The organism is Paraburkholderia suaedae (assembly GCF_040812055.1).
In the GTDB taxonomy this organism is placed as follows: domain Bacteria; phylum Pseudomonadota; class Gammaproteobacteria; order Burkholderiales; family Burkholderiaceae; genus Paraburkholderia.
Map to the genome: position 1 here is coordinate 396,677 of NZ_JBFOAH010000001.1, position 17,083 is coordinate 413,759.

General features: G+C 64.4%; 11 protein-coding genes. 10 read left to right on the forward strand and 1 reads right to left on the reverse strand.

The annotated features are described in order from the left end of the window. Positions 1-202: 202 nt before the first annotated feature. The 10 genes from ABQJ48_RS01740 to ABQJ48_RS01785 all read left to right on the forward strand — a co-directional run bounded on the left by ABQJ48_RS01740 (position 203) and on the right by ABQJ48_RS01785 (position 16,482). Positions 203-1,798: a sugar ABC transporter ATP-binding protein gene (locus tag ABQJ48_RS01740; RefSeq protein ID WP_367835549.1), complete on the forward strand. Its 1,596-nt coding sequence runs from the start codon at positions 203-205 to the stop codon at positions 1,796-1,798. After that, positions 1,795-2,886: an ABC transporter permease gene (locus ABQJ48_RS01745; RefSeq protein ID WP_367835550.1), complete on the forward strand. Its 1,092-nt coding sequence runs from the start codon at positions 1,795-1,797 to the stop codon at positions 2,884-2,886. Before ABQJ48_RS01740 ends, ABQJ48_RS01745 begins: the two co-directional genes overlap by 4 nt. Positions 2,887-3,034: 148 nt before the next feature. After that, positions 3,035-4,075 carry a LacI family DNA-binding transcriptional regulator gene (locus tag ABQJ48_RS01750; RefSeq protein ID WP_367835551.1) on the forward strand — a complete coding sequence of 347 codons (1,041 nt, stop codon included), beginning with the start codon at positions 3,035-3,037 and terminating at the stop codon, positions 4,073-4,075. A 368-nt stretch (positions 4,076-4,443) separates the two neighbouring features. Continuing rightward, complete coding sequence (rbsK, locus tag ABQJ48_RS01755) at positions 4,444-5,373, forward strand: ribokinase (protein WP_367835552.1); 930 nt, start codon at positions 4,444-4,446, stop codon at positions 5,371-5,373. A 427-nt stretch (positions 5,374-5,800) separates the two neighbouring features. After that, entirely contained in the window at positions 5,801-7,654 is a 1,854-nt protein-coding gene (locus ABQJ48_RS01760; protein ID WP_367835553.1) for a methyl-accepting chemotaxis protein, read from the forward strand. A gap of 425 nt (positions 7,655-8,079) precedes the next feature. Beyond that, on the forward strand, positions 8,080-8,841 hold the full coding sequence (locus tag ABQJ48_RS01765) for a 2-keto-4-pentenoate hydratase (RefSeq protein WP_367835554.1): 762 nt from the start codon (positions 8,080-8,082) through the stop codon (positions 8,839-8,841). 777 nt (positions 8,842-9,618) lie between these two features. Beyond that, positions 9,619-11,541, forward strand: a complete 1,923-nt coding sequence (locus ABQJ48_RS01770) for a PrkA family serine protein kinase (protein WP_367835555.1) — start codon at positions 9,619-9,621, stop codon at positions 11,539-11,541. 372 nt (positions 11,542-11,913) lie between these two features. Further along, a complete protein-coding gene (locus tag ABQJ48_RS01775; protein WP_367835556.1) occupies positions 11,914-13,185 on the forward strand; it encodes a YeaH/YhbH family protein in 1,272 nt (423 codons plus the stop codon). Further along, positions 13,182-14,897 (forward strand): SpoVR family protein, encoded by a 1,716-nt coding sequence (locus ABQJ48_RS01780; RefSeq protein ID WP_367835558.1) that lies wholly within the window; start codon positions 13,182-13,184, stop codon positions 14,895-14,897. Before ABQJ48_RS01775 ends, ABQJ48_RS01780 begins: the two co-directional genes overlap by 4 nt. A gap of 280 nt (positions 14,898-15,177) precedes the next feature. After that, positions 15,178-16,482: an MFS family transporter gene (locus ABQJ48_RS01785; RefSeq protein WP_367835559.1), complete on the forward strand. Its 1,305-nt coding sequence runs from the start codon at positions 15,178-15,180 to the stop codon at positions 16,480-16,482. Positions 16,483-16,849: 367 nt separating this feature from the next. On the opposite strand, the gene ABQJ48_RS01790 is transcribed toward ABQJ48_RS01785, so the two are convergent. Continuing rightward, on the reverse strand, positions 16,850-17,029 hold the full coding sequence (locus ABQJ48_RS01790) for a hypothetical protein (RefSeq protein ID WP_367835560.1): 180 nt from the start codon (positions 17,027-17,029) through the stop codon (positions 16,850-16,852). Between the last annotated feature and the right edge of the window lie 54 nt (positions 17,030-17,083).

Below are 17,083 nucleotides of genomic sequence, written 5' to 3' on the forward strand. Positions count from 1 at the left end.
AACAAACGCTCAAGAATCCGTGCGCGCCGCCGTTAAGTTCAGAGGTAAGCGTCATGACGGCGGCTGCGCGGCGGGAGGACAAGCGGCCGTTAGCGCTTGCGCATTCCGCGCATTGGGCCGACATGACTCGTGACGGCCGTCGACGGCTTCATGCGGGCAGATCGCACGAAGCCGCGAGGGCCGCCATGGAACCAGGATCGCGATGGATTCAACCGACCACGAAGTCTTGCCTGTCGTCCTGTCCGTCAGCGGCATCGGCAAGCGCTATGCCGAGCCGGTGCTCGCCGACGTCTCGCTGGCGCTGCGCGCCGGCGAGGTGTTGGCCTTGACCGGCGAGAACGGCGCTGGCAAGAGTACGCTGTCCAAAATAATCGGTGGGCTGGTCGAGCCGACCACCGGCACGATGCGCCTGGGCGGCGAGCCCTACGCGCCGGCGAGCCGCGCCGCGGCCGAAGCGCTCGGCGTGCGCATGGTGATGCAGGAGCTGAATCTGCTGCCGACCTTGTCGGTAGCGGAGAACCTGTTCCTGAACCGCCTGCCGCGCGTGGGCGCGTTCAGCTTCGGCTGGATCGACCGCCGCAAGCTGCGCGACGACGCGCGTCGCGCGATGGCGCAAGTCGGGCTCGACGCCATCGATCCCGACACGCTGGTCGGCGAACTCGGCATCGGGCATCAGCAGATGGTGGAGATTGCGCGCAACCTGATCGACGACTGCCGCGTGCTGATCCTCGACGAGCCGACCGCGATGCTGACCGCGCGCGAAGTCGACCTGCTGTTCGAGCAGATCGGACGGTTGCGCTCGCGCGGTGTCGCGCTCGTCTATATCTCGCACCGGCTCGAGGAACTGGCGCGGGTGGCCGGGCGGGTCGCTGTGCTGCGCGACGGCCGGCTCGTGCATGTCGACGCGATGGCCCGGCTGACGAGCGAGCAGATCGTTACGTGGATGGTCGGGCGCGAACTTGGCGAGCGGATCGATCTGGGGGTGCGCAACATCGGCGCGCCGCTGTTGAAGGTCGACCGGCTCGCGCGTGGCAACGTGGTGCGCGACGTGTCCTTCGACGTGCGCGCGGGCGAGATCTTCGGCATCAGCGGGCTGATCGGCGCGGGCCGCACCGAGCTGATGCGGCTGATTTATGGTGCCGACCACAAAGACAGCGGCACGGTGCTGCTCGCCGCCACGCCGGGCGCCAAGCCCACGCCGGTGCGGATCGAGTCGCCGTCGGACGCGGTGCGCGCGGGCATCGCGCTCATCACCGAGGACCGCAAAGGCGAAGGCCTGCTGCTGCCGCAGCCGATCGCGGCCAACGTGTCGCTGGGCAACATCGGCGGCGTGGCGCGGTACGGCATCGTCGATGCCGGGCGCGAAAACGCCCTGGCGCAAAAGCAGATCGACGCGATGCGGATTCGCAGCTCCGGTCCGGGGCAGATCGTCGGCGAGCTGTCGGGCGGCAACCAGCAGAAGGTCGTGATCGGCCGCTGGCTGGCACGCGAAAGCCGCGTATTGTTATTCGACGAACCTACGCGCGGCATCGACGTCGGCGCGAAGTTCGATATTTATGGCTTGATGGGCGCGCTGGCTCGCGAAGGCCGCGCGCTCGTCGTGGTGTCGAGCGACCTGCGCGAGCTGATGCTGATCTGCGACCGGATCGGGGTGATGTCCGCAGGCCGCATGACAGGCATATTCGAGCGCGATAGCTGGTCGCAGGATGCGCTGCTGGCGGCCGCTTTCGCCGGCTACCGCGGCCGCGAAGCGCTGCTGCACGCCCCCGACACCAACCAGGCAGGGAGTCTGTCATGACCGATCAATCGTGGCGCGAAGCGTCGGGCGGCAAGCACCGCGGGGCCAATGCACAGGCGGACGCGCACCCGAACGCCGACGCCGACGTGAATGCGAACGTCGCGCCGCCGGCCGATCCGTCGGCGCCGCTGGCGAGCGGCAAGCCGGCCGGTACGCGGCTCGGCTTTTCGAACTACCTGGGTCTCGCCGGCGCGCTGCTGGGGATGATCGTGCTGTTCTCGGTGCTGAGTTCGCACTTCCTGACCTACGACACCTTCAGCACGATCGCCAATCAGATTCCGGACCTCGTGGTGATGTCGGTGGGGATGACCTTCGTGCTGATCATCGCGGGGATCGACCTGTCGGTGGGATCGGTGCTGGCCCTGGGGGCGTCTGTGGTCAGCGTGGCCGCGCTGAAATGGGGCTGGGGGCCGTTGCCCTCGGCGCTGCTCGGCGTCGCCGCGGCGGCGCTGACCGGCACCATTACGGGCGCCGTGACGGTGGGCTGGCGCATCCCGTCGTTCATCGTGTCGCTCGGCGTGCTCGAAGCGGCGCGCGGCCTCGCGTACCAGATGACCAATTCGCGCACCGCCTACATCGGCGACGCGTTCGACTTCCTGTCGAACCCGATCGCGCTGGGCATTTCGCCGGCCTTCCTGCTCGCGGTTGCGGTCATGGTGATCGCGCAACTCGTGCTCACGCGCACGGTATTCGGCCGCTATCTGGTCGGCATCGGCACCAACGAGGAAGCCGTGCGGCTCGCGGGCGTCAATCCGCGCCCCTACAAGGTCGTCGTGTTCGCGCTGATGGGCGCGCTGTCGGGGCTTGCCGCGCTGTTCCAGATTTCGCGCCTGGAAGCGGCCGACCCGAACGCGGGCGTCGGCCTCGAGTTGCAGGTGATCGCCGCGGTCGTGATCGGCGGCACCAGTTTGATGGGCGGGCGCGGCTCGGTGATCAGCACGTTCTTCGGCGTATTGATCATATCGGTGCTGGCGGCGGGGCTCGCGCAGATCGGCGCGAACGAGCCGACCAAACGCATGATCACGGGCGCGGTAATCGTGGTGGCCGTGGTGCTCGACACTTATCGGAGCCGGCGCAAGCGCGCCTGAGCCGGTTCGTCGAAGCAGCACGATGGCAAGAGGATGAGCGGCGACGCATAGGCATTCATCGATCGGGTCTGCCTTCGAGGAAGACGTCCGGTGGGTCGCTGGTTTTCGGCGCGGCCAGCGGGAACAACAGGCAGGAGAGCAACAGGTTATGGCGACGATCAAGGATGTGGCAGCCGTGGCTGGCGTGTCGTTCACGACGGTATCGCACGTGGTGAACAACTCGCGGCCGGTATCGGCCGACGTGCGCGCGAAGGTCGAGCAAGCGATCCGTCAACTGCACTATGTGCCGTCGGCGGTGGCGCGCTCGCTCAAGGGGCGCGCCACCGCGACGATCGGCCTCGTAGTGCCCAACAGCACCAACCCCTATTTCGCGGAGCTCGCGCGCGGCATCGAGGATGGCTGCGCCCGCAACGGTTACTGCGTGTTCTTCTGCAATTCCGACGACGACCCCGCCAAGCAGCGCAACTACCTGCGGGTGTTGCAGGAAAAGCGCATCGACGGGCTGATCGTCGCGTCGGCCGGCGATGACGCGGTGCTCGCGCAAACGCTCGCCAACTCGCACGAACCGCTGGTGATCCTGGACCGCAACATCGAAGGCCTGAACGCGGACCTGGTGCAGATCGACCACGAAAAGGGTGCTTATCTCGCGACCCGTCATCTGCTGGAACTGGGGCACGTGCGCATCGGCTGCATTACCGGGCCGGTGCAGACGGCGGTTAGCGCGATGCGGGTGCATGGCTTCATCCGCGCGATGGCCGAGCGCGGCATCGACATCGCGCCCGACGCGATCGTCGAAAGCGATTTCTCGGGAACGGGCGGCCATCGCGCGGCCGGCCAACTGTTCGATACGGTCAAGCCGTCGGCGATTTTCGCCGGCAACGACATGATGGGCATCGGCGCGCTGCGCGCGGCGGCCGAACGCGGCATCAGCGTGCCGCAGCAATGTTCGATCATCGGCTTTGACGACATCGAGCTGGGCCGCTTGACGTACCCGGCGCTGTCGACGGTCGGGCAATCGGTGCGCGCGCTCGGCGACATGGCCGCGCAGACGCTGATCGAGCGGATCGCGGGAAGCGTGTCGGGCAGCGTTCGCGGGGCCGGCCGCCGGCGCGTGGTGTCGCCGCGCCTGATCCTGCGCGAATCGACCGCAACATGGCCGGGCGCGGGGCAGCACGGCCTGGCCGCGTGAGCGCGGCGGCTGCGTGAACCGCGCTGCGTGAACCGCGCCCCATGGAACCGCGCCGCATGGAATCGCGCAGCATGCAACCGCGCTGTATGCAACCGCGCTGCATGGAGAACCGCGCCGCATGCAACCGCGCTGCATGGAGAACCGCGCCGCATGCAACCGCGCTGCATGGAGAACCGCGCCGCATGCAACCGCGCTGCATGGAACCGCGCTGCATGGACCCACGCCGCATGGAACCGCGCCGCATCGAGCCGCGCTGTAAACCGCGCTGGACGAACCGGCCTGCATCAACTGCGCGGCATGAGCCGCCACATCAGCCGTAGCATCAGCGCTGCGGCGCGACCACGCTGCGCGACATCAAGGAGAAGCAAGTGGCAAGTAACGAACCGCATTCGCGCGTGACCGTGGTCGGCAGTCTGAACATGGACCTCGTGGTGCGCGCACCGCGTCTGCCGCATCCCGGCGAAACGCTCGCCGGCCGCACCTTCACGCAGGTAGCGGGCGGCAAGGGCGGCAATCAGGCGGTCGCGGCGGCGCGGCTCGGCGCGCGCGTGTCGATGCTCGGCTGCGTCGGCGCCGATGCGAATGGCGCACAACTGCGCGCCGGGCTAGAAGCGCAAGGCATCGACTGCGCGGCGGTCGAAACCGGCAAAGAAGCGACCGGCGTGGCGCTGATCGTCGTCGACGACGCCAGCCAGAACGCGATCGTGATCGTGGCGGGCAGCAACGGCGAAGTCACGCCCGAAACGATCGCCCGTCACGAGGCGCTGCTGGCCGCCGCCAACGTCGTCGTCTGCCAGCTGGAAACGCCGCCGGCCACGGTGCGCGCGGCGCTCGCCGCAGCGCGGCGGCTCGGCAAGACGGTCATCCTTAATCCGGCGCCGGCCACCGGCCCATTGCCCGCCGACTGGTTGCCGCTCATCGACTACCTGATTCCGAACGAACTGGAAGCGGCCGCGCTGACCGGGCTGCCGGTCGACTCTCCCGAGGACGCGGCGCGCGCATGCGCGGCCTTGCGCGCGGCCGGCGCGCGCAACGTGCTGGTGACGCTCGGCGCACGCGGCGTGCAGGCGGCGCTCGATGGCGCGGTCGCGGCGCTGTATGAAGCGCCGCAAGTGAAAGCGATCGATACCACCGCGGCGGGCGATACGTTCATCGGCGGATTTGCGGCGCAATTGGCGCAGGGCGCGAGCGTCGATGCGGCGATCCGCTTCGCGCAGCGAGCCGCGGCGCTGTCGGTCACGCGCGCCGGTGCGCAGCCGTCGATTCCGACCAGGGCGGAGCTCGACGCATTGGACTGATTTCGACCGCGGCTCGGAGGACGGCGCCGATGCCGTCCCGATCGTCGTGCTCGCGCTGGACCAGGCTGTCGCGCAAATTCTTTCCCCGGCGCTACGCGTGGCCGGGTTTCCGGGTCCGTGAAGCCCGCCGCGGAGCGCGTCCAAACCATCTCTCAAACCGGCAACGCCCGCGCTCCTTGCGCGCGCGGCGATACGCAGCACCGGCGGTCAACGCCGCAAGCACAGCCGGCCGCCGCTTGGCTGTTCAGCGCTTTGTAATTTTTCCCAAATCCCTCGGCCGATATCGTCATAAATGCTTCAAGGATGCGCCGCCTGCGCCGTAAACGGATGAACTAGAGCGGCGCTTCCAAAAGCGCCGGAATGCCTTGCGGGCGAAGCTGCTTCACAGCGCGCAGGCAGCCTCTCATTCCCAGGCACAGGAACAAACATGTTGAACAAGGGCATTACGATCAAGGCGCGGATTGGCCTGACGATGGGTTTTCTCGCTGCACTGCTGGTCGCGATCGGCGTTTTCGGTCTCTTCGGCATGAGCCGCACCAACAACGCTTATAGGGACACCTTCACCGACGCGATGCCAAGCGCAGTCGATATCGGCAACGCGGAGCTGTACGCGGCCCGCGAACGCCTCACGCTCGACCGCGCCGCGTTCATGGCCGGCACGCCGGAAGCCACCTCGACGCTGGAGCGCGCACGCATGATGCGCGCGACGTCCGACGCCTGGTGGAAAAAGTATCTCGACCTGCCGCGCGACGCCGCCGAGGACCGGATTGCGCAGGATGTCGCCGCCAAACGCGAAACGCTGCATGGGCACCTGGACGCGTTCGCGGCGATCGTCTCCGCGAACGACCAGGGCAAGCTGATCGACGGGGCCAAGCTGCTGCAGTCGAGCTACAACGAGCTTGCCACCGCCGACGAAGCGCTGCGCAAGGTCCAGTTCGACTCGGCCCAGCAAGGCTATGACGCGGCGCAAAGCAGCTTCGAGGTGTTCCGCGCGGTCAGCATCGGCGCGCTGGCGCTTGGCATCCTGGCCGCCGCGCTGTCGTATCTGACGCTCAGCCGCGCGATTGCGAGGCCGCTCGGTGAAGCGCTCGGCCATTTCGACGCGATTGCCGCCGGCGATCTGCATCGTCCGGTCGTTGTCACGTCGCGCGACGAAATGGGGCAACTGCTGGACGGCATCGCCAAAATGCAGCGCAGTCTCACCGAAACGGTGCGCGCGGTGCGCGGCGGCACGGAGTCGATTGCGACCGCAACGCGCCAGATCGCCGCGGGCAATATCGATCTGTCCGCGCGCACCGAGGAACAGGCGTCGGCGCTGCAGGAAACCGCAGCGAGCATGGAAGAGCTGACGGGCACGGTCAAGCAGAACGCCGACAACGCCCGCCAGGCGAGTTCGCTCGCGGCCAACGCGTCGGAGATCGCCAACAAGGGCAGCGCGGTGGTCGGTCAGGTCGTGGGCACGATGGGCGAAATCAATCAGAGTTCGGCGAAGATCGCGGACATCATTTCGATCATCGAAGGCATTGCCTTTCAGACCAACATCCTGGCGCTCAATGCCGCCGTCGAAGCGGCGCGCGCCGGCGAGGACGGGCGCGGTTTCGCGGTCGTGGCGGGCGAGGTGCGCAGCCTCGCGCAACGCTCGTCGGCGGCGGCCAAGGAAATCAAGGAGTTGATCGACACCTCCGTCGAGCGGGTGCAGTCGGGCTCGGCGCTGGTCGACGAAGCGGGCCGGACAATGACCGAGATCATCGGCGCGGTGCAGCGGGTGACGGACATCATGGGCGAGATCGCGGCGGCATCGGAAGAGCAGAGCGGCGGCATCGACCAGGTGGCGCGCGCGGTCACGCAGATGGACGAAGCCACCCAGCAGAACGCGGCACTGGTCGAGCAAGCCGCAGCCGCGGCTTCCTCGCTCGAGGACCAGGCCGGCAAGCTGCGCACGGCGGTCGCCGTGTTTCACCTCGACGAGGGCGGTTACAACGCGTCGTCAAAGGTGCCCGCGAGGTTGGCCACGAAGTTGGTCCCTAACTTCCCCGCGGGGGCTTCGGCTGCGGCTCCGGTCAAGGCTCGCGCGAATGGCCGCGCAAGTGCAGCGCCCAAGCGCATGGCGGCGAGCGAACGGGCGCAGGGCGCCACCAGGCCTTCGACGGCAAGTTCCCAGCCGGCCGAGCCCGGGACCGCGGCGGCAAAGACGCACGTAGCCGGCGGGCCCGCGCGTGCTCCCGCCAAGGCGACAGCGACGGCGGGCGCAGGCGGCGATCACGATTGGGAGACCTTCTGATCCAGGTCGGGACCGCTTCTCAGGCAACCGTTGTTGCAACGTTCGTTCCCGGCGCTGCGGCGCTAGCGCCGCCAACGCGGTGGATGCGCGCATCATATGAAACAGCGCGGAAAAAGCGCGGCTGCGAGGCAGCCACGCTTTTTTTTCGTGCCGCGCGCATTGACTAACGTTTGCGCGCACACAGCGCACCCTGGCGCGCCTCGCGATCCGGTACATTGACGGGCGCGGCCATCACTCGTCGCGGCAGCATCGCTCTGGCGGCGTCGTTCAGGAGGCGTCGTTCAGGAGGCGTCCCTCAGGCAGCGTCGATCCAGGGTGCGCGGCGCGTACAGACCGGGCGCCTGCCTCCCGCGCCGCGCAACGCATGGCTTCCCCCAACCCTCGAGCCCGATGCACCGCTCACTGCGCCAGCCACAAGGACCGACATGACGCCACACGACCTCGCGCACCGCCTCGTCGAAGCCCGCCGGCAGCATCGCCCGATCGACGCGCCCCCGCCCGACAGCCTGCCGCCCGATGCGGCAACCGCCTACGCGATCCAGCAGGCGGTCATCGCGGGCCTGGGCGACTCGACGGGCGCGTGGAAGATCGGCGCGAGAACGCCGGGGGGCGCGGCCGCCGGTGCGCCGATCCCCGCGTCGCTGGTCGTGCCGTCGCCGGCGCGGCTCGCCCATGGCGGCTTCTTCCAGGTGTTGGTGGAGCTGGAGATCGCCTTCCGCTTCGCCGAGGCGATCGAGCCGCGAGACCACGCGTACGCGCGCGACGAAGTGCTCTCGAAGGTCGGCGTGGTACTGCCGGCCATCGAGATCGTCGACAGCCGTTTCAGCGAATGGCCGAATATCGCGCCGCTCGCGCAACTGGCCGATGCGCAGAACAACGGCGCATTGATCAGCGGGCACCCGCTCGCCTATGCGAGCCTCGCGCGCGGCTTCGACTTCGTTTCACCGGAACTGGAGCTAAGCTTCGACGGCGACTCGCTGGTGCCGGAAGTCACTGGCAATCCGGCGGGCGACCCGCGTGAGCTGCTGGTCTGGTTCGTCAACCATTGCGCCGCCATGGGCATCACGATCGAACCGCAATGGACGCTCACCACCGGTTCCTACGTGGGCGCGCACAGGATCGAAGGGCCGGGCATCGTGCGCGGCCATATCGACGGCTTGGGCGAAGTGGAGATCGAGCTGACCTGAGCGCACCACGGCGCGCTCATCAGCGCCGATGTAACAGCAAATTACGAAGCGTCTTTCCAAACGGCTGCCCACGGGCGGCCGTTTTGTTTTTGCCGCGTCCATGTCGTGTCAGCGGCTTTGCCGTATCTACCTATAAAAACGCGTCGGCATGCGGTCGCTATGCAGTGATGGACGGTCGTCGTCACCGCGACACCGTCGCCATGACGACGGCGCTCCTGCTGCGGCAAAAATTCAAAGTGTGGGTCCGTCGCAATCGTGCGGAACCAAACGCGCGATGCGTTGACGAATCGCGAGGACCCTGTTGAAGGAACATGTAACAGGTGCATGCGCAGGTAGACCGAACGCATGGGTCGCGCGTTGATGAAGAAAAAGCGCGAGCAGGCATGAAAACCGCATGACGTGCGCAGGTTCTGCGAGAAAGTGGGTGTGTGGATCGGGTATGTGGTGCAACAGTGGGACAGCTCGGTACACGTGCGGGTGCACTGCAACACGGTGGTGCGCAACGACGCGGAATTGACAATGCCGTCGCATGAGGAACGCGCAGCGAAGCGTGCGACACGAGCCTCATGAACGGCAGAGGGTGCGACGTGCGTGCAAGATTGTAGGTGGTGGTAAGGTGCTTTCCAAGTGATGAATATCGCGAGCCCCTCACGGCGCGATTTTCGCAACGTAGTTCGTGAAAAAAGATTTAAAAGGGTTTAGGATGAATTCGAGCGATGTCGTTTCCTAATAGCGCGCCGCGCACGACATCGGTCTAGACTTAGGCGAGGAGGTAGCATGGATATCTACAGCAGTTTCGCGACCCGCTTCGAGAAAACGCGAGAAGATGAGTTCTCGCTCGAGGAGTATCTCGCGCTCTGCAAAGACAATCCCGCCGCGTACGCCACGGCTGGCGAACGCATGTTGACGGCAATTGGAGAACCCGAACAGATCGACACTCGCAACGATCCGCGCTTGTCGCGCATCTTCGCGAACAAGGTCATCAAGGTATACCCCGCGTTCCGTGAGTTCTACGGAATGGAAGAGGTGATCGAGCAGGTGGTCGCATACTTCCGGCACTCGGCCCAGGGGCTCGAGGAAAAGAAGCAGATCCTCTATCTGTTGGGTCCGGTCGGCGGCGGTAAATCGTCGATCGCGGAACGTTTGAAGCAGCTCATGGAGCGCGTGCCGTTCTACGCGATCAAGGGCTCACCCGTGAACGAGTCGCCGCTCGGTCTGTTCGACTACGAGGAAGACGGCCCGATTCTCGAAGAACAATATGGCATTCCACGCCGCTACCTGAAAAGCATTTTGAGTCCGTGGGCGGTGAAGCGCCTGCACGAATACAACGGCGACATCCGCAAGTTCCGCGTGGTGCGCCGCTACCCGTCCATCCTTCGCCAGATCGGTATCGCCAAGACCGAGCCGGGCGACGAGAACAATCAGGACATCTCGTCACTGGTAGGCAAGGTGGACATCCGCAAGCTCGAACAGTACGCGCAAGACGACGCCGATGCCTACAGCTACTCGGGTGGTCTGTGTCTCGCCAACCAGGGCCTGCTCGAATTCGTGGAAATGTTCAAGGCCCCGATCAAGGTGCTGCACCCGCTGCTCACCGCGACCCAGGAAGGCAACTTCAAGGGCACGGAAGGCTTCGGCGCGATCCCGTTCGACGGCGTGATCCTTGCGCACTCGAACGAGTCGGAATGGAAGGCGTTCCGCAACAACCGCAACAACGAAGCACTGCTCGACCGGATCTTCGTCGTCAAGGTGCCTTACTGTCTGCGCTACGGTGAAGAGATCAAGATCTACGAGAAGTTGCTGCGCAATTCGTCGCTCGCCAATGCGGTGTGCGCGCCCGGCACCTTGAAGATGATGGCGCAGATGTCCGTGCTCACGCGTTTGCAGGAGCCGGAGAATTCGAGCCTGTTCTCGAAGATGCAGGTGTACGACGGCGAGAACCTGAAGGACACCGATCCGAAGGCCAAGTCGTACCAGGAGTACCGCGACTTCGCGGGCGTCGATGAAGGGATGACCGGGGTGTCGACCCGCTTCGCGTTCAAGATTCTCTCGCGCGTGTTCAACTTCGACTCGACCGAGGTCGCGGCCAATCCGGTGCACCTGATGTATGTGCTCGAACAGCAGATCGAGCGCGAGCAGTTTCCGCCGGAAACCGAGCAGAAGTATCTGTCCTTCATCAAGGACGTGCTCGCGTCGCGCTATGCGGAGTTCATCGGCAAGGAGATTCAGACAGCGTATCTCGAGTCGTATTCGGAGTACGGTCAGAACATTTTCGATCGCTACGTGACGTACGCGGATTTCTGGATTCAGGATCAGGAGTTCCGCGACCACGACACCGGCGAGAGTTTCGACCGCGCGGCGCTGAACGCGGAGTTGGAGAAGATCGAGAAGCCGGCAGGCATCAGCAACCCGAAGGACTTCCGCAACGAGATCGTGAACTTCGTGCTGCGCGCGCGCGCGGCCAACGCGGGGAAAAATCCCGCGTGGATCAGCTACGAGAAGCTGCGCGTGGTGATCGAGAAGAAAATGTTCTCGAACACGGAGGAACTGCTGCCGGTGATTTCGTTCAACGCGAAGGGCTCGGCGGAAGAGCAACGCAAGCACGAAGACTTCGTCAACCGGATGGTGACGAAGGGCTATACGCCGAAGCAGGTGCGCTTGCTGTGTGACTGGTATCTGCGCGTGCGCAAGTCGTCGTAATGCGCAGTGTGTGCGGCCCGCGTGGTTCGGCCGCGCGGGCATCTTGCGAGGGGCAGGCTGTCTGGAGATAGCGTTGCTTGTGTTGCGCCAGGCAGCGGGCGTCTCGCGCATTTGCAGGCTGCGTGGAAGGGCTCGGCGCTGCAGTGCTAACGTCCATTGAGATGCTCTGCATGTGCTCGACGTCAGCACCCAAGCGCTAACGCCATTCGACGTGCGCTGCATGGGACCGGAGTAAGCGCCAGGCGCAAACTCTGGCCGGCATGCTCTGCATGGGCCGGCATAGGCGCTAAAGCGCAAACTCTGGCCGACATGCTCTGCATGTGGCCGGCGTAGCGCTAAAGCGCCAACGCCGGCCGACACTGGAGACCAGGTGTGCTTCATCAAATCATCGACCGCAGGTTGGCGGGCAAGAACAAGAGCATTGCGAATCGCGAGCGTTTTTTGCGCCGCGTCAAGAACTACATTCGTCGCGCGGTTTCGGATGCCGTGCGCGACCGCAGTATCAAAGACATTCAAAACACCCAGAGCATCACGATTCCGCGCAAGGACATCGCGGAGCCATCGTTTCGCCACGGCCCCGGCGGCAGGCGCGAAATGGTGCATCCGGGCAACTCGGACTACATCCGCGGCGACAAGATCCAGCGGCCGCAAGGTGGCGGCGGCGGAGGCGGCGGCAATCAGGCCAGCAACGAAGGCGAAGGTCAGGACGACTTCGTGTTCGAGCTGAGCCGCGAAGAATTCATGCAGTATTTCTTCGACGATCTCGAACTGCCGCGTCTCGTCAAAACCCATCTGCTGGCGGTGCCCACATGGAAAAGCATCCGCGCGGGGTGGGCGGCCGAAGGCACGCCCAACAATATCGACGTGGTGCGCTCGCTGCGCAGCGCGCTCGGCCGGCGCATCGCGCTGGGTGCACCGCTCGTCAACCAGTTGCACGAGATGGAGCGGCAACTCGAGGCCCTCAAGGCCGATCCCGCGGACCGCCGCGAAGAGATCAAAGTGCTCGAAGAGGAAATCCACCATCTGCGCGGGCGCATCTGGCGTATCCCGTTCATCGATCCGTTCGACCTGCGTTACGTGAATCGCGTAAAGCAGCCCACGCCTTCTAGCCAGGCGGTGATGTTCTGTCTGATGGATGTGTCCGGTTCCATGGACGAGCAGCGCAAGGATCTCGCCAAGCGCTTCTTTATCCTGCTGTATTTGTTCCTCAAACGTAACTACGAACGCATCGAAGTGGTGTTCATTCGCCACCATACGCGCGCGGAGGAAGTCGACGAAGACACCTTCTTCCATTCGACCGAAAGCGGCGGCACGGTGGTGTCGAGCGCGCTCGAACTGATGCAGAAAGTGATGGACGAGCGCTACTCGCCCACTGAATGGAACATTTACGGGGCGCAGGCTTCGGACGGCGACAACTGGACCGACGACTCGCCCAAGTGCCGCAAGATACTCGCGGATGACATCCTGCAGAAGGTGCGGTATTTTGCGTATATCCAGGTCACACCGGAAGAGCAGAACCTGTGGCTCGAGTATGCGCAACTGGCACTGAGCCAGCCGCATATGGCGATGAAGAAGGTCGAAACCGCGGCCGACATTTATCCGGTGTTTCGTGAACTGTTCGAAAAGCAGGTGGCGTCGTCATGACGACCAGACATTTGCATAACGAAGCGCGCGGCTATCAGCCCGAGCGCGAAAAAGGCGTGCCGCAGCAACAGTCAGGGCATGCCGGGGCCGGGGCGGATGATGTTGAACCCGCCGCGGCCGGAGCGCTCGAGAGTGATGCAGCACGGGGACACGCCGGAACGCCCGCTGAGGGGCAAAGGGAAGTCCGTATGAACGTAGCCGATAATCGGCCTCTGCCGTGCCCGTCCGACTGGACCTTCGAGTTGATCGAAGAATACGACTCGCATATTGCCCGTGTCGCAGAGCAGTATGAGCTCGACGTGTATCCCATCCAGCTGGAACTCATCAGTGCCGAACAGATGATGGATGCTTACGCGTCCGTCGGCATGCCGGTGAACTACCGTCATTGGTCGTTCGGCAAGCATTTTCTCTCCACCGAAAAAAGCTACCGTCGCGGGCAGATGGGGCTCGCGTATGAGATCGTCATCAATTCGAACCCCTGCATCGCGTATCTGATGGAAGAGAACACGATGACGATGCAGGCGCTCGTCATCGCGCATGCGGCCTACGGGCACAACTCGTTCTTCAAGGGCAACTATCTGTTCCGGCTGTGGACGGACGCCCACGCGATCATCGACTACCTCGTCTACGCAAAGAACTACATCGCGGAGTGCGAGGAGCGCTATGGGCTCGACCGCGTCGAGGAATTGCTCGATTCGTGCCACGCGCTGATGAACTACGGCGTGGATCGTTACAAGCGGCCGCAAAAGCTATCGCTCGAAAAAGAATTCGCCGCGCGCCGCGAGCGCGAGGCGTATCTGCAATCGCAGGTGAACGAACTGTGGCGCACGTTGCCGACCCGGCATACGCCATTGCCGGAGGAAATCGAGGAGCGCTATCCGCCGGAGCCGCAAGAAAATCTGCTGTATTTCGCGGAAAAGAACGCGCCGCTGCTGGAGCCCTGGGAGCGCGAAGTGATCCGCATCGTGCGCAAGGTCGGGCAGTATTTCTATCCGCAACGGCAAACCCAGGTAATGAACGAAGGGTGGGCGACGTTCTGGCACTACACGCTGCTCAACACCATGTACCACCAGGGCAAGCTGGAAGACGGCTTCATGATGGAGTTTCTCCATTCGCACAGCAACGTGGTCTATCAGCCGCCGGTCACCAAGCCGTACTACAGCGGCATCAATCCGTACGCGCTCGGTTTTTCGATGATGCGCGACATTCGCCGAATCTGCGAAGCGCCGACCGAGGAAGACCGCAAGTGGTTTCCGGAGCTGGCTGGCAGTCCGTGGCTGCCGGCGATGCACTACGCAATGCGCAACTTCAAGGACGAGAGTTTCGTCGCGCAGTACCTGTCGCCGCATCTCATTCGCGAAATGCGGCTGTTCTCCGTGCTCGACGACGACATGCGCGACGCGCTGGAAGTCTCGGCAATTCACGACGACAGCGGCTACCAGTACGTGCGCCAGGCATTGTCGCGGCAATACGACATGCACCATCGGGAGCCGAACATTCAGGTGTGGGCCGTCAACACGCGCGGCGACCGGAGCCTGACGCTGCGACACTTCATGAGCGACAACCGGCATCTGTCGTCCGACAGCGACGAAGTGCTCAAGCACATGGCGCGCCTCTGGCAGTTCGACGTGTACCTGGAAAGCGTCGACGAGAACGGCACCGTGCGCAAGCGCTACGAATGCCGATATGTCCCGCCTGCAGTGAGAGTGTGAAGCCGCGCGGACGCGCGTCCGGTTGATGAAGGGCGGCGTTATGAGCGTCAAAGCTGTTCAAGCCCCTGACAGTCGCACGACTGGCAGGGGCTTTTTCTCGTGCCGGACCGGCCGCAACCACGCGAATGCGCCGATCCGCGACACGCGATGTCTGACAAACCTCCATGTTGTCCTTGCGATTCTGTAAAATTCGCGCACGCGCGCGGCGGGCCCCTCGCTGCCCGCACTGTAAAGGCGGCGCACGACCGCATCTTCGTTTCACGACAAGGACAGACACCGCATGACCGACCTGACAGACCAAACCGTCGCCTCAGCCCACGACACCCGGCGCCGCATCTTCGCGATCGTTGGCGCTTCGTCGGGCAATCTCGTCGAGTGGTTCGACTTTTATGTGTATTCGTTCACGGCGCTCTATTTCGCGCCGGCGTTCTTCCCGAGCGGCAACACCACTACGCAATTGCTCAATACGGCGGGCGTGTTCGCCGCCGGCTTCCTGATGCGTCCGATCGGCGGCTGGTTCTTCGGCCGCCTCGCCGACAAGCACGGCCGCCGCACCGCGATGATGGTGTCGGTGTTCATGATGTGCGGCGGCTCGCTCGTGATCGCCTTACTGCCCACCTATGCGCAGATCGGCGCGCTCGCGCCGGCGCTGCTGCTGGTCGCGCGGCTCTTCCAGGGCTTGTCGGTGGGCGGCGAATACGGCACCAGCGCGACCTACATGAGTGAAGTCGCGCTCAAGGGCCGGCGCGGCTTCTTTGCGTCGTTCCAGTACGTGACGCTGATCGGTGGGCAGTTGTGCGCGCTGCTGGTGATCGTGATCCTGCAGCAGACGCTTTCGCCGGCGGAACTCAAGGCGTGGGGCTGGCGCGTGCCGTTCGTGATCGGCGCGATAGCCGCGTTGATCGCGCTCTATCTGCGCAAATCGCTCGACGAAACCACCACCGCCGCGACCCGTCAGCGCAAGGAAGCCGGCACGCTGCGCGGCATGTGGATGCATAAAGGCGCGTTCATGACCGTGCTCGGCTTCACGGCCGGCGGCTCGCTGATTTTCTACACATTCACCACTTACATGCAGAAGTACCTGGTCAACACAGCGGGCATGCCCGCCAAGACAGCCAGCTCGGTGATGACCGCGGCGCTGTTCGTCTACATGGCGATGCAGCCGGCGTTCGGCGCGCTGTCGGACCGGATTGGCCGCCGTCGTTCGATGCTGCTGTTCGGTTTCTTCGCGACCGTCGGCACGGTGCCGCTGCTGCATGCACTGAGAGACGTGACGAGCCCGTATGCGGCGTTCGGGCTCGTCGTGCTTGCGCTTGCGATCGTCAGCTTCTATACGTCGATCAGCGGCCTGATCAAGGCGGAAATGTTCCCGCCGGAAGTGCGTGCGCTGGGTGTGGGGCTTTCGTACGCGGTAGCCAATGCGGTGTTCGGCGGCTCCGCTGAGTACGTCGCGCTCTGGCTAAAGTCGATCGGCATCGAAACGGCGTTCTTCTGGTATGTCACGGCGATGTGCGCGATTGCCGGCATCGTGTCGCTGCGCATGCGCGATCCGTCGACGGAAGGCTATTTGCGTCACGAGCCCTGAGGTTTGCGGCGTCTTGCACGTGTTTGTGCTTTGCGCGTGCGAGCGGGGTTGAAGAACGGCGGCCGGGAGCAAACCGGTCGCCGTTTTTCGTCATGGACTATGAGACGCGCTTCCTTGCGTACGCGCTCAGCTTACCTCGATGTCCGTGCCCCAGGCGTGCAGCAGATCGCGCAGCGTTTCGGCTAGCGCCATCGGTTCGCTTCACGAGTACATCGCTGCAAGGCAGAAAAATAGTCCAATGCGAGTCCAATGCGCGAAGAAAATGATCGGTAGACATCAGGAAGAAATGTTTGGCTTCCGAAAGCCGATAGAGCATGCGGCTTAGCTGTTCGAACACGGCAAAGCCGCTTGCACGCGCGCTCATTTTTCAACCGACCGGCGGCTCGCCTTCACCGGGCTTCTTCTCGGGACGGTCTGCCGGCGACTGATCGCGGCCTTTATCGCCGCGTTCGGGCATCTTGCTCTTTTCGCTGTCGCTGTGAGTAGTCGGCTGCGGGTGCTCCATGTCGGCCGGGTTGTCCTTGGTCGATTCGTTGCTAGCGCTCATTACGGCTCTCCTGAGGTGGATGACGCTTTCTGTGCAGCAAGGCGCACGCCTGAC

Excerpts from the sequence above, each read along its gene's own strand:
- ABQJ48_RS01745 (WP_367835550.1), top strand. The coding sequence starts at position 1,795 with ATGACCGATCAATCGTGGCGCGAAGCGTCGGGCGGCAAGCACCGCGGG.
- ABQJ48_RS01760 (WP_367835553.1), top strand. The coding sequence starts at position 5,801 with ATGTTGAACAAGGGCATTACGATCAAGGCGCGGATTGGCCTGACGATG.
- ABQJ48_RS01780 (WP_367835558.1), top strand. The coding sequence starts at position 13,182 with ATGACGACCAGACATTTGCATAACGAAGCGCGCGGCTATCAGCCCGAG.
- ABQJ48_RS01770 (WP_367835555.1), top strand. The coding sequence starts at position 9,619 with ATGGATATCTACAGCAGTTTCGCGACCCGCTTCGAGAAAACGCGAGAA.
- ABQJ48_RS01765 (WP_367835554.1), top strand. The coding sequence starts at position 8,080 with ATGACGCCACACGACCTCGCGCACCGCCTCGTCGAAGCCCGCCGGCAG.
- ABQJ48_RS01785 (WP_367835559.1), top strand. The coding sequence starts at position 15,178 with ATGACCGACCTGACAGACCAAACCGTCGCCTCAGCCCACGACACCCGG.
- ABQJ48_RS01790 (WP_367835560.1), bottom strand. The coding sequence starts at position 17,029 with ATGAGCGCTAGCAACGAATCGACCAAGGACAACCCGGCCGACATGGAG.
- ABQJ48_RS01740 (WP_367835549.1), top strand. The coding sequence starts at position 203 with ATGGATTCAACCGACCACGAAGTCTTGCCTGTCGTCCTGTCCGTCAGC.
- ABQJ48_RS01750 (WP_367835551.1), top strand. The coding sequence starts at position 3,035 with ATGGCGACGATCAAGGATGTGGCAGCCGTGGCTGGCGTGTCGTTCACG.